Source organism: Sphaerisporangium sp. NPDC049002 (genome assembly GCF_040649355.1).
GTDB lineage: Bacteria > Actinomycetota > Actinomycetes > Streptosporangiales > Streptosporangiaceae > Sphaerisporangium.
On record NZ_JBEZFH010000214.1, the window covers coordinates 1 to 12,736 of the forward strand.

At 69.2% G+C, this 12,736-nt stretch carries 10 protein-coding genes; 5 read left to right on the plus strand and 5 right to left on the minus strand.

Annotated elements, in window-relative coordinates; translation table 11 throughout:
• The 5 genes from AB0B89_RS30050 to AB0B89_RS30070 form a co-directional block, all read right to left on the minus strand.
• Positions 1–1,180: histidine kinase dimerization/phospho-acceptor domain-containing protein (locus tag AB0B89_RS30050; protein ID WP_358559535.1), on the minus strand; the 1,180-nt coding region annotated here is incomplete at its 3' end.
• A 170-nt stretch (positions 1,181–1,350) separates the two neighbouring features.
• A complete protein-coding gene (gene mmsB / locus AB0B89_RS30055; protein WP_358559537.1) occupies positions 1,351–2,616 on the minus strand; it encodes a multiple monosaccharide ABC transporter permease in 1,266 nt (421 codons plus the stop codon).
• A 5-nt stretch (positions 2,617–2,621) separates the two neighbouring features.
• Positions 2,622–4,151: a multiple monosaccharide ABC transporter ATP-binding protein gene (mmsA, locus tag AB0B89_RS30060; protein ID WP_358559539.1), complete on the minus strand. Its 1,530-nt coding sequence runs from the start codon at positions 4,149–4,151 to the stop codon at positions 2,622–2,624.
• Positions 4,152–4,218: 67 nt separating this feature from the next.
• Complete coding sequence (gene chvE, locus AB0B89_RS30065) at positions 4,219–5,352, minus strand: multiple monosaccharide ABC transporter substrate-binding protein (RefSeq protein WP_358559541.1); 1,134 nt, start codon at positions 5,350–5,352, stop codon at positions 4,219–4,221.
• 360 nt (positions 5,353–5,712) lie between these two features.
• A complete protein-coding gene (locus tag AB0B89_RS30070) occupies positions 5,713–6,699 on the minus strand; it encodes a LacI family DNA-binding transcriptional regulator (RefSeq protein ID WP_358559551.1) in 987 nt (328 codons plus the stop codon).
• Positions 6,700–7,018: 319 nt separating this feature from the next.
• On the opposite strand from AB0B89_RS30070, the gene AB0B89_RS30075 reads away from it, so the two are divergent.
• From AB0B89_RS30075 to yjfF, 5 genes are all read left to right on the plus strand, one after another.
• Positions 7,019–8,008 carry a LacI family DNA-binding transcriptional regulator gene (locus AB0B89_RS30075; protein WP_358559552.1) on the plus strand — a complete coding sequence of 330 codons (990 nt, stop codon included), beginning with the start codon at positions 7,019–7,021 and terminating at the stop codon, positions 8,006–8,008.
• A gap of 74 nt (positions 8,009–8,082) precedes the next feature.
• Positions 8,083–9,060, plus strand: a complete 978-nt coding sequence (locus tag AB0B89_RS30080) for an ABC transporter substrate-binding protein (protein ID WP_358559543.1) — start codon at positions 8,083–8,085, stop codon at positions 9,058–9,060.
• Between the two features lie 86 nt (positions 9,061–9,146).
• On the plus strand, positions 9,147–10,667 hold the full coding sequence (locus AB0B89_RS30085) for a sugar ABC transporter ATP-binding protein (RefSeq protein ID WP_358559545.1): 1,521 nt from the start codon (positions 9,147–9,149) through the stop codon (positions 10,665–10,667).
• Complete coding sequence (locus tag AB0B89_RS30090; RefSeq protein ID WP_358559547.1) at positions 10,664–11,710, plus strand: ABC transporter permease; 1,047 nt, start codon at positions 10,664–10,666, stop codon at positions 11,708–11,710. The genes AB0B89_RS30085 and AB0B89_RS30090 overlap by 4 nt, the downstream gene beginning before the upstream one ends.
• A partial coding sequence (gene yjfF, locus AB0B89_RS30095; RefSeq protein ID WP_358559549.1) for a galactofuranose ABC transporter, permease protein YjfF occupies positions 11,707–12,736 on the plus strand: 1,030 nt, incomplete at its 3' end. The genes AB0B89_RS30090 and yjfF, both read left to right, overlap by 4 nt.

The following is a 12,736-nucleotide window of genomic DNA, read 5'->3' on the forward strand; positions in this document are numbered from 1 at the left end:
GATCGTGCGGTGGTGGGCCGCGGGGGAGCGGTTCGGCCTCGCCACGGTGGTCGGCCTGGTCCCCCGACCGTCTCGCGGTGACCTCCACCCGCGATTCCGCGTGCCGCTGGGCATTGACCAGCAGGTTGTTCAGCACTCCGGCCAGCTGTATGTGATGGCCGAGGACCACCGCCTCACCGGCGATGTCGGCGTGCACGGGCGGACCGTGAACCCGGGCGGCCACCTCATCCCTCACCAGCGCGTTGAGGTCCAGCAGCACGGGCTCGGCCGGAGCGACCGTCCGGAGATGCGCTAAGGTCAGCACATCATCGATGATCGCCTGTAGTCGCTTGGTGGTTGTCAGCGCGGCCTCGAACGTCGCCCGCGGCTCGACCTCGCCGGGGTACATCAGCGCCTCCTCCAGCCGTATGCGCAGGCCGGCCACCGGCGACCTGAGCTCGTGGGAGACGACGGAGGCGAAATAGCGCTGCTGCTCCACGGCCTCCTCCAGCCGGGCCAGGGTCTCGTTGGACGTGCGGGCCAGCTGCGCGATCTCGTCATAGCCGGGCGGCTGGGGCACCCGCAGGCTCAGGTCGCTCACCGAGATCTCCGCCGTCCTCGCGCGGATCGCCGCCACCGGGCGCAGTGTGCGGCCCACCAGCCACCAGGTCACCCATGCCGTCAGTGCCGAGGCCAGCAGGGTCGCGCCCGCGCCGATGAACTCCAGGCGGTATCCCGCGAGGATGGGCGGCTCGGCCCTTCCTGCGTAGATGAAGTGCGGCTCGTCCTGCCAGAGCACGCGGGACGTCAGGGGAGGAACGCGCACCGCGGTGAGCAGCACGCAGCCGCCTGCCGGCCGGCACTCGGTGACATCCTGGATCCGCGCGTTGACGGGAGGCCGCACCTTGCTCAGCGGGGGCATCCCCTCCGCGGCCGCGCTGGCCCCCACCACCTTGCCACTGGAGTCGACGAGCTGGAGCAGGTCGACGTCGGCCGCCGGGCTCGGCACGTCGCCGGGGTTCACCGATCCGGCCCAGCCGGTGGCGACGCTCTGCGTGTCCCTGAAGACGTGGTCCAGCGCCTTGGTCCGGAAGGTGGTGACGAAGCCGGCCGCCAACAGCGCGAAGACGATCAGCGCCAGGATCCCCGCGCCCAGCGTGAAGCGTCCTCTGATCGACCGTGGGCGCAGATGAACTGCCACCACTCACCTCCCCCGGACCTCCCTCAATATATATCCACGCCAAAACTCCCATTCGACGCGACTCTGCGCCGCCCGGGAATGCGCCGGGTCAACAGGCAATAAATAGAAGAACCTGACACCGGCGCTTTATCCCCGTTTTCCGATGGGGGAAGGGAGCCCGGAGCGGGGAGTCACCGGCGGGCCGCGCCGGCGCGGCGCTTGGTCCACACGTCGAAGGCGACCGCGGCGAGCAGGACGGCGCCCTTGACGAGCATGACCCGCTCACTCGGCGCGCCGATCAGCGACATGCCGTTGTTGATCACGCCCATGATCAGGCCGCCGGTGATGGCGCCGACCACCTTGCCCACGCCGCCCTGGACGGCCGCGCCGCCGATGAACGCGGCCGCGATCGCGTCCAGTTCGAACGCGTTGCCCGCCGTGGGCCCCGCCTGGTTGAGCCGGCCCGCGAAGATGACGCCGGCCAGGGCAGAGAGCACTCCCATGTTGACGAAGATCCAGAAGACCACCGACTTGACCTTGACGCCGGATAGGACCGCCGCCTGCAGGTTGCCGCCGATGGCGTAGATGCGCCGGCCGAACACCGCCCGGCTGGTGATCAGGGAGTACCCCAGCACCAGGAACGCCAGCAGCACGAGCACCCACGGCAGGTTCTTGAACCGGGCCAGCTGCACCACGATGGCGATGACCACGGCCGCCGCGGCGCCGATCTTGAGGAGGAAGAGCGGCAGCGGGTCGACGCTCTGGCCGTAGCGCAGCCGCGCGGCGCGGGTGCGCCACTGGGCCGCCACCATGCCCGCGACCGCCACGAGGCCCACAAGGATGCTGAACAGGTCGGCGCCGCCCAGGGGGCCGAGCCCGATGTTGCCGAAGTAGCCGTCGGTGAAGCCGTTGGACAGCGTGCGGACCGCGTCGGGGAAGGGACCGATGCCCTGGTTGCCCAGCACGGTGAGGGTGAGCGCGCGGAACAGCAGCATGCCGGCCAGCGTGACGATGAAGGCCGGGATGCCGTGGTAGGCGATCCAGTAACCCTGCCAGGCGCCGATGACGGCGCCCGCGACGAGGGTGAGGAGCAGGGCGAGCGGCCACGGGAGGCCGTAGTTCACCATCAGCACGGCCGCTATGGCGCCGGTGACGGCGACCACCGAGCCCACCGACAGGTCGATGTGCCCGGCGATGATGATGAGGATCATGCCGATGGACAGGATCAGGATGTAGGAGTTCTGGACGATGATGTTGGAGATGTTCTGAGGTTCGAGCAGGGCGCCGTCGGTCAGCACGGAGAACAGCACGACGATGAGCGCGAACGCGATGTAGATGCCGCTCTGGCGCACGTTGAGCGAGATGCCGAGCAGCGATGGACGGCTGGGCGGCCGGGCCGGGCCGGTGTCCTTCCCGCCGGGGGCGACCTCGGGGTTGGCGGGCGAGATGCCGCTCATCGGATCTACTCCTGTTCCTTCGTCATGTAGTGCATCAGCCGTTCCTGGGTCGCGTCCTCACGCCGGACCTCGCCCGTGACGCGTCCGGCCGAGATGGCGTAGATCCGATCGCACAGGCCCAGCAGTTCGGGCAGTTCCGATGAGATGACCAGGACCGCCTTACCCTCGTCGGCCAGGCGGTTGATGATCGAGTAGATCTCGTACTTCGCGCCCACGTCGATGCCGCGGGTCGGTTCGTCCAGGATGAGCACGTCGGCGTCCGTGAAGATCCATTTCGACAGGACGACCTTCTGCTGGTTGCCGCCGCTGAGCTTGCCGGTGACGCTCAGCACGCTGGGCGCCTTGATGTTCATGCTCTTGCGGAACTCCTCGGCGACCCGGTACTCCTCGTTGTCGTTGACCCACCCGCGACGGGCCAGCTTGGAGAGCTCGGCGGCAGAGACGTTCCGCTTGATGTCCTCGATCAGGTTGAGCCCGTAGCGCTTGCGGTCCTCGGTGGCGTAGGCGATGCCGTGCTTGATGGCGTCACGCACCGACCGGATCTCCACCTGCCTGCCGTCCCGGTAGACGCGCCCGGAGATGCCGGTGCCGTAGGACCGGCCGAAGACGCTCATCGCGAGCTCCGTGCGCCCGGCGCCCATCAGGCCCGCGAGCCCGACGATCTCGCCGCGGTGTACCTTCAGGTTGGCCCCCGAGACCACCACCCGGCCCCGCTGGGTGGAGCTGTGGACCGTCCAGTCCTCGATGCGCAGCGCCTCCTCGCCGATGTTCGGCTCGTGCGGCGGGAAGCGGTGCTCCAGGTCGCGGCCGACCATGCCGGCGATGATGCGGTCCTCGGTGACGTCGCCGGACTTCATGTCCAGGGTCTCGATCATGCGGCCGTCGCGCAGGATGCTGATGGAGTCGGCGATGGCCGCGATCTCGTTCAGCTTGTGCGAGATGATCACACAGGTGATGCCCTCGTCCCGCAGGCCGCGCAGCAGGTCGAGCAGGTGCGCGGAGTCCTCGTCGTTGAGCGCGGCCGTCGGCTCGTCCAGGATGAGCAGCCGCACCTCCTTGGACAGGGCCTTGGCGATCTCCACCAGTTGCTGCTTGCCCACGCCGATGTCGGCCACCGGGGTCACCGGGTTCTCCGCCAGCCCCACCCGCTCCAGCAGCCGGCGCGCCTCGTGGTTGGTGCGGTTCCAGTCGATCAGGCCGCGCGTCGCCCGCTCGTTGCCGAGGAAGATGTTCTCGGCGATCGACAGCTGCGGGCACAGCGCCAGTTCCTGGTGGATGATGACGATCCCGCGCTGCTCACTGTCCCTGATGTCCGAGAAGTGGCACGGCTCCCCGTCGAAGGAGATCTCCCCGTCGTAGGAGCCGTGGGGGTACACCCCGGACAGCACCTTCATCAGGGTCGACTTGCCCGCGCCGTTCTCTCCGCAGATGGCATGGATCTCCCCTCGGCGCACGGACAGGTTCACATCCTGAAGTGCCCTGACTCCGGGAAAGGTCTTGGTGATTCCACGCATCCGCAGAATGTCGTCGGTCATGTCCCTCACGTCTCTCGGAGGTCACGGCGGGTGCGGCGCCCTGGGCCGGCGCCGCACCCCGAGGGGATCAGCCCAGCTGCGACTGGGTGTAGTAACCGGAGTCGACGAGGACCTTCTGGTAGTTGCTCTTGTAGACGATCACCGAGTCGAGCAGGTAGGACGGGACGACCTTGTTGCCGTTGTCGTAGTCCGTGGTGTTGTTCACCTCGGGCTTGCCGCCCTTGAGCACCGCGTCGGCCATCTTCACGGTGACGTCCGCGAGCTGGCGGGTGTCCTTGTAGATGGTGGAGAACTGCTCACCCGCGATGATGGACTTGACCGAGGCCAGCTCGCCGTCCTGGCCGGTCACGGTCGGGTACGGCTGGCCGGAGGTGCCGTAGCCGTTGCTCTTCAGCGCCGACAGGATGCCGATCGACAGGCCGTCGTAGGGGGAAAGGACGCCGTCGACCTTGTCGCCGCCGCTGTAGGTCTTGGTCAGGATGTCCTCCATGCGCTTCTGCGCGGTGGCCGGGTCCCAGCGGAGGATGGCGACGGTCTTGAAGTCCGTCTGGCCGCTCTTGACCTTCAGGGTTCCCTTGTCGATGTAGGGCCGCAGTACCGACATGGCGCCGTTGAAGAAGAAGGTGGCGTTGTTGTCGTCCGGCGAGCCGGCGAACAGCTCGACGTTGAACGGGCCCTTGGCCGTGCCGTCGGAGCCGTCCTCGTTCTTGAGCTTCAGGCCGACGAGCAGGGAGGTCGCCTGCTGCACGCCGACCTTGAAGTTGTCGAAGGTGGCGTAGTAGTCGACGTTGGGGGTGTTGCGGATCAGCCGGTCGTAGGAGATGACCGGGATGTGCTTGTCGGCCGCCTCCTGGAGCTGCGTGGTGAGCGCCGTGCCGTCGATCGAGGCGATGATGAGCAGCTTGGCGCCCTTGGTGATCTGGTTCTCAAGCTGGTTGACCTGGGTCGGGATGTCGTTCTCCGCGTACTGCAGGTCGACCTTGTAGCCGAGCTTCTCCAGGCTCGCCTTGACGTTGTCGCCGTCGTGGATCCAGCGCTCCGATGATTTGGTCGGCATGGTGACGCCCACCAGGGCGCCGCTGTTGCCGCCGGCGCCCTGCGAGGCCTGGACGTCGGCGGTCTTCTGCGTGGAGCCGCATGCCGTCGTCACCGAGGCGAGCGCGAGGGCGGAGACCACCGTCGCGAGTCTTCCGAATCTCATCGTGTCGCTCCTTGCGGGTGGGGGTGGCCCGATGCGGGCGGGTAGGACCAGACGCCTGGCGGAGACCTCGGGCGGGTCCCTGGCGGGCCCGCCGAGTCGAGGCGGCTTTCGAGCGGCCGGCGGGCACCCCGGGCGACGCCCGGCCGGCATGGACGGCGACCTCCCGAATCCCTGGTCAGGCGAGCGTGAGTGCCTTACGCCTGAGCGGATAGTGTTATCGCTAACAATTTTGCTGTCAATAGTGTCCGATAACTTCGCTGTAACAAGGCGGAAATTCTCGCCTGCCGGGAATTTCGACGTGGCGGCCGCGGAAGTGAGCGCTCCCAGGAGTGGAACGGAGCGCGACGGCCTACCCCCCGGTCATCCCCGCGGCGGCGCGACGCTGTCCCGCACCACGAGCTCGGGCGCGATGGTGCGCCGCTCGCATCCGCGCTCCCCCTGGTCGATCTGCCGCAGCAGCACGCTGAGGCTCTCGGTGGCGACGGCGTTGAAGTCGGGGCGGATCGTGGTCAGCGGCGGGATGAAGTAGGCGGCCTCGGGCACGTCGTCGAAGCCCACCACGCTCACGTCGTCGGGGACGCGGCGCCCGCGCTCGCTCAGCGCCCGCAGAATGCCCAGGGCGATGTGGTCGTTCGCGGTGAAGACCGCCGTGACCTCTGCCATGCGGGCCAGCATCTGCCCGGCCTGGTAGCCGGAGGCGGCCGTCCAGTCGGCGGACACCAGCGGCGGCACCTCGGCGCCCGCCTCCTCAAGCGCCCGCCGCCATCCCCGCACCCGCCCGGCGCTGTCGAACCAGTCGGCCGGCCCGGACACGTGCCACACCGTCCGGTGACCGGCTTCGAGCAGGAAACGGGTGGCGTCGCGGGCGCCGGCCTCCTGGTCGACGGTGACCAGGGGGATCGAACGCCCGGGGTCGCCGTCGATGGTCACGAGCGGGATGTCGACCGGCAGGTCGTCCAGAGCCTCGTTGGCGGAGACCACCGGGGCGATGATCACGATGCCCGCCACCCGCTGGTCCAGGTGCCGCTCGACGGCCTCGGCCACGGAGCGGCGGTCGAGGCTGCGGACGCTGCCCACGCTCACGGCGAATCCGGAGGCGCCGGTGGCCTGCTCGAACGCCGACAGCATCGACATCGGCCCGTACAACGTGGAGCTCTGCGCGATGACGCCGATCACCTGGGACTTCCCGGTGACCAGGATGCGCGCCGCGCGGTTCGGGCGGTAGCCCAACTCGGCGATGGCGGCGCGCACACGGAGCCGGGTCTGCTCGCGGACGTTCGGATGACCGTTGAGCACCCGCGACACCGTCTGGTGCGAGACTCCGGCGAGGCGCGCGACGTCCGTCATGGCCGGCTCGCGTACGCTCCTTGTGCTCACTGGCTACCTCACTCGGTCGTTGTACATGCCGGCCGCGCGAGACGGCGCGCGGCCCACGGCGCGGTTCCAAGTGTCCCAGGGCCGGTCAGACCACGTCACACCCCCCACCCCTGAGGCCAGCCCCGCTGTTAGCGCACACAACCTGACACGGACGGCGCCGGACCCTTGGCGTAACCGTACCGTGATCTGGAAACTTCTTGACGTAACCTCTTGTTAGCGTTCACAGTCTTGCCCAGATGAGGGAAAGGGGTGGGCGGTGGGACCACGTGACGAGCGCCGCTCCCCCGTCATGGCCGATGTGGCCAAGGCGGCGGGCGTGTCGCACCAGACGGTCTCACGGGTGCTCAACGACCATCCCAACGTCCGCGCGGAGACCCGCACCCGGGTCCTTGAGGCGATCGACAGGCTCGGCTACCGCCGCAACCTCGTCGCCCGCGCCCTGGTCACCCGCCACTCACGCACGCTTGGCGTGGTCGGCTTCAACACCACGCTGTACGGCCCGGCCAGCACGGTCGACGGGATCGAGCAGGCGGCCAGGGCGGCCGGCTACTTCGTGAGCATCGTCAGCCTGCGCACCATCGACACGGCGGGCATGCGCGACGCCATCGACTACCTGGCCGACCAGGGAGTCGACGGGATCGTCGTCGTGGCCCCGCAGCGCTCGGCGGCCCGCGCCTTCGAGAGCCTGCCCCGGGGCATGCCCGCGGTGGCGGTCGAGGGGCAGCACGAGGGCGAGGTGCCGGTGGTCAGCGTCGACCAGGTCGGCGGCGCCCGGCTCGCCACCGAGCACCTGCTGGGCCTCGGGCACGAGACGGTCTGGCACGTCAGCGGCCCGTCCGACTGGCTGGAGGCCGAGGGCCGGACCGAGGGCTGGCGCGCGGCTCTCGAATCCGCCGGCCGGACGGTCCCCGAGACGCTGACCGGCGACTGGAGCCCGCGGTCGGGGTACCTGGCCGGTCGCCGGCTCCTGGCGATGGCCGGACAGGTCACCGCGGTGTTCGTGGCCAACGACCAGATGGCCCTCGGCGTCCTGCGCGCGCTGACAGAAGAAGGAGTCAAGGTCCCCGAGCAGATCAGCATCGTGGGCTTCGACGACATCCCTGAGGCGGAGTTCTTCCTCCCGCCCCTCACCACCATCAGACAGGACTTCGGGGCTGTAGGCAGGAACAGCATCGAGGTGCTGCTGCGGCAGATCGGGAGGGGCGGCGAGTGCGAGCGCGAGCGCCTCATCGTGCCTCCCCGGTTCGTCGCGAGGTCCAGCACCTCCTCCCTGCGCTGAACGTACGCGACACGACATAAGCGCTGGATCCGGACGGCGGAGCCGGCGCCCACAGCAGGAAGGGACCCCCCACAGTGGTGAAGAGAGTCACGACACTGTTACTGGCCGCCGCCCTGGCGGCGACCCTGGCCGGCTGCGGGAGCGGCGGCGGCGCATCGGGCGGCTCGGACGACGGCAAGATCACCATGGGCTTCGCCCAGGTCGGCGCCGAGAGCGGCTGGCGCACCGCCAACACCAAGTCCGTCCAGGAGTCGGCCAAGGCGGCCGGCATCGATCTGAAGTTCTCCGACGCCCAGCAGAAGCAGGAGAACCAGATCAAGGCCATCCGTTCCTACATCCAGCAGAAGGTGGACGTCATCGCCTTCTCGCCGGTCGTGGAGTCCGGCTGGGACACCGTGCTGAAGGAAGCCAAGGACGCCAAGATCCCGGTCATCCTGACCGACCGGGCCGTGGACTCCACCGACACCAGCCTGTACAAGACCTTCCTCGGCTCCGACTTCATCGAGGAGGGCAAGAAGGCCGGCCAGTGGCTGGTCGACCAGTACAAGGACGGCAAGGACCCGGTGAACATCGTCGAGTTGCAGGGCACGACCGGCTCGGCTCCGGCCAACGACCGCAAGGCCGGCTTCGGCCAGGTCATCGCCGCCGACCCCAAATTCAAGATCATCGCCTCGCAGACCGGCGACTTCACCCGTGCCAAGGGCAAGGAGGTCATGGACGCCTTCCTCAAGTCCAACCCCAAGATCGACGTCCTGTTCGCCCACAACGACGACATGGGCCTCGGCGCCATCGAGGCCATCGAGGGCGCGGGCAAGGTGCCCGGCAAGGACATCAAGATCATCACGATCGACGCCGTCCACGACGGCATGCAGGCGCTGGCCGACGGAAAGATCAACTACATCGTCGAGTGCAGCCCCCTGCTCGGCCCGCAACTCATGGACCTGTCGAAGAAGGTCGTCAAGGGCGAGCAGGTGCCCGCCCGCGTGGTGACCGAGGAGACCGCCTTCACCCAGGAGCAGGCCAAGCAGGCCCTGCCCAGCCGCAAGTACTGATCCGGAGCGGGCCGCCGGCCGGCGGCCCGCCCTCCGGTGGCCGCGTGCCGCCGGCCACGACGACGAGGACGAGGAGAGGGCGCCACATGGCCACACCCGACCCGATCCTGCGGATGCGCGGGATCGGCAAGCGGTTCCCCGGCGTGAAGGCGCTGGAGGGCGTCGACTTCCGGCTGCTGCCGGGCGAGGTCCACGCGCTGATGGGAGAGAACGGCGCGGGCAAGTCGACGCTGATCAAGGTGCTGACGGGTGTCCACGACATCGACGAGGGCCGGATCGAGCTGGAGGGCCGCGAGGTCGCCTTCTCCAGCCCGCCGGCCGCCCAGCGGGCCGGGATCAGCACGGTCTACCAGGAGGTCAACCTCTGCCCCAACCTCTCGGTCGCCGAGAACATCTTCATCGGCCGCGAACCGCGCCGGCTCGGCCGCATCCAGTGGAGGGAGACGCGCCGCCGGGCCGCCGAGCTGCTGAAGCGCCTGGAGCTGGACCTCGACGTGTCGGCGTCCCTGTCCTCGTACTCCCTCGCGATCCAGCAGATGGTGGCCATCGCCAGGGCCGTGGACATCGACGCCAGGGTGCTGGTCCTGGACGAGCCCACCTCCAGCCTCGACGCGGGCGAGGTCGCCCAGCTGTTCAGGGTGATGCGGCGGCTGAAGGACCAGGGCATCGCGATCCTGTTCGTCTCCCACTTCCTCGACCAGGTGTACGAGATCGCCGACCGCATGACGATCCTGCGCAACGGCCAGCTCGTCGGCGAGTACCGGACGAGCGAGCTGCCGCAGGTGGAGCTGGTCGCCAAGATGATCGGCCGCGAGCTGGCCGACCTGGAGAGGCTGGAGAGCCTTCCGGGCGAGCCGCCCGCGCGGGACGGCACGCCGCTGGTCGAGGCCAGGGAGCTGGGCAGGACCGGGGCGATCGAGCCCTTCACACTGGCCGTCAGGCGGGGCGAGGTCGTCGGCCTGGCCGGGCTGCTCGGCTCCGGCCGCACCGAGATCGCCCGGCTGCTGTTCGGCGCCGACCACGCGACCACCGGATCGGTGCGCGTCGACGGCGAGCACGCCTCCCTGCGCACCCCCCGGGCGGCCATGGGCCACGGCATCGCGTTCTGCTCGGAGAACCGGCGGGCCGAGGGGCTCATCCCCGACCTCACCGTGCGCGAGAACCTCGTCCTCGCCCTTCAGGCGACGCGCGGATGGACCAGGCCGCTCCCCCGGAGCAGGCAGGAGGAGCTCGTCGGCGAGTACATCGCGGCGCTGAACATCCGCCCGGCCGACCCCGAGCAGCTCGTCGGGAACCTCAGCGGCGGCAACCAGCAGAAGGTGCTGCTGGCGCGCTGGCTGATCCTGCGTCCCCGCCTGCTCATCCTGGACGAGCCCACACGCGGCATCGACGTCGGCGCCAAGGCGGAGATCCAGCGCCTGGTGGCCGAGCTCTCGGCCGGGGGCACGGCCGTGCTGTTCATCTCCGCCGAGCTGGAGGAGGTGCTGCGGCTCAGCCACAGGATCGGCGTGCTGCGCGACCACCGCCTGGTGGCGCGGCTGGACAACGGCGAGAGCCTGACCAGCGCGGCGCTGATGGAGACCATCGCGAGCGGAGGCTCCTCATGACCGCCTTGCTGAGACACCGGCTGCTGTGGCCCGTGGTCATCCTGATCGCGCTGCTGCTGCTCAACGTGGTCTTCACCGACGGCTTCCTGTCCGTCCAGATCAAGGACGGCCACCTGTACGGCAGCCTGGTCGACATCGCCCGCTTCGGCGCCCCCCTGATCCTGGTCGCGCTCGGCATGACCCTCGTCATCGCGACCGGCGGCATCGACCTGTCGGTCGGCTCGGTCGTCGCGATCGCCGGAGCGCTGGCGTGCCTGCGGATCAGCGACCTGCGCGACCAGAACTCAGTAGGCGGCGTGCTGGCCGCCGTCGCCGTGACGCTCGCGCTCTCCCTGCTGCTCGGCGCGTGGAACGGCTTCCTGGTCGCCGGGGTCGGCATGCAGCCGATCATCGCGACGCTGATCCTCATGGTCGCCGGGCGCGGGCTGGCCCAGCTCGTCACCGACGGCCAGATCATCACGATCAACAGCGCCCCCTACAAGCTCATCGGCGGCGGGTACTGGCTCACGCTGCCGTTCGGCGTCATCGTCGTGCCGGCCGTACTGGCGCTGACCGCCTTCCTCACCCGGCGCCTGGCCCTCGGCCTGCTGATCGAGTCGGTCGGCGGCAACGCCGAGGCCAGCCGCCTGGCCGGCATCCGCTCGCGCGGCGTGATCATCATGGTCTACACGTTCTGCGCGCTGTGCGCGGGCATCGCCGGGCTGATGGTCAGCTCGAACGTCTCCAGCGCCGACGGCAACAACGCCGGGCTGTGGATCGAGCTGGACGCCATCCTGGCCGTCGTCATCGGCGGCACCTCGCTGGCCGGCGGCCGCTTCTCGCTGTCGGGCACCGTGCTCGGCGCGCTCATCATCCAGACGCTCACCACCACCATCTACTCGATCGGCGTGCCGCCGGAGACGACGCTGCTGTTCAAGGCCCTGGTGGTCACCGTGGTGTGCCTGCTGCAGTCCCCGGCCTTCCGCGAGAAGGTCTTCCGCCGCAGGCGGCGTCCCCCGCGGGCGCCGTCGGCGCACCAGGAGAAGGTGAGGGTCCCGGCATGACCACCGCCGCAGTCCTCGCGACCGGCCGCGTGCTGCCGCGCAAGTACGTGCCCGTCCTCGTGACCACCGGCCTCTTCGTGGCGATGTTCGTCATCGGCGGCATCCGCTACGAGGGCTTCGCCGGCCCCCAGGTCGTGCTCAACGTCTTCGTCGACAACGCGTTCCTCCTCGTGGTCGCCGTCGGCATGACGTTCGTGATCCTGACGGGAGGCATCGACCTGTCGGTCGGATCGGTGGTCGCCCTGTCCACGATGATCTCGGCGACCCTGGTCACGAACCACGGCTGGCCGGCGCCGGCGGTGATCGCGCTGGTGCTGGTCATCGGCGCGGCGCTGGGCCTCGGCATGGGCGCGATCATCCACTACTTCGAGATCCAGCCGTTCGTGGTGACACTCGCCGGGATGTTCCTCGCCCGGGGCCTGTGCTACACGATCAGCACCGAGTCGATCTCGATCACCGACCCCACCTTCACCGCGTTCGCCCAGACCAAGGTCCCCCTGGGCACCGGCGTCTGGGTCTCCCCGAGCGTGGTGATCGCGGTGGTCACCGTGCTGGTGGGGGCCTGCGTCCTGCACTACACGCGGCTCGGCAGGAACGTCTACGCGGTCGGCGGCAGCGAGCAGTCGGCCCTGCTCATGGGCCTGCCCGTCGCCCGAACCAAGATCGCCGTGTACACGATCAGCGGCTTCTGCTCGGCGCTCGGCGGCGTGCTGCTCTCGTTCTACATGCTGTCGGGGTACGGCCTGCACGCGGTCGGCATGGAGCTGGACGCCATCGCCGCCGTCGTCATCGGCGGCACGCTGCTGACCGGCGGCTCGGGCTACCTGCTCGGCACCGTGCTCGGCGTGCTCGTCCTCGGGCTGATCCAGACGATCATCAGCTTCGAGGGCACCCTCAGCTCCTGGTGGACCAAGATCTTCATCGGCCTGCTCCTGTTCGCGTTCATCCTCCTGCAGCGCCTGATCGGCGCACACTTCATGCGCGCGCCGATCACTAAACCACCCCGACCTGCAATGGCTGAAGACC

Bases quoted from the DNA above. Each gene is read 5' to 3' on its own strand.
- chvE (WP_358559541.1), bottom strand. From the start codon at position 5,352: ATGAGATTCGGAAGACTCGCGACGGTGGTCTCCGCCCTCGCGCTCGCC.
- AB0B89_RS30085 (WP_358559545.1), top strand. From the start codon at position 9,147: ATGGCCACACCCGACCCGATCCTGCGGATGCGCGGGATCGGCAAGCGG.
- mmsB (WP_358559537.1), bottom strand. From the start codon at position 2,616: ATGAGCGGCATCTCGCCCGCCAACCCCGAGGTCGCCCCCGGCGGGAAG.
- mmsA (WP_358559539.1), bottom strand. From the start codon at position 4,151: ATGACCGACGACATTCTGCGGATGCGTGGAATCACCAAGACCTTTCCC.
- AB0B89_RS30090 (WP_358559547.1), top strand. From the start codon at position 10,664: ATGACCGCCTTGCTGAGACACCGGCTGCTGTGGCCCGTGGTCATCCTG.
- AB0B89_RS30070 (WP_358559551.1), bottom strand. From the start codon at position 6,699: ATGACGGACGTCGCGCGCCTCGCCGGAGTCTCGCACCAGACGGTGTCG.
- AB0B89_RS30075 (WP_358559552.1), top strand. From the start codon at position 7,019: ATGGCCGATGTGGCCAAGGCGGCGGGCGTGTCGCACCAGACGGTCTCA.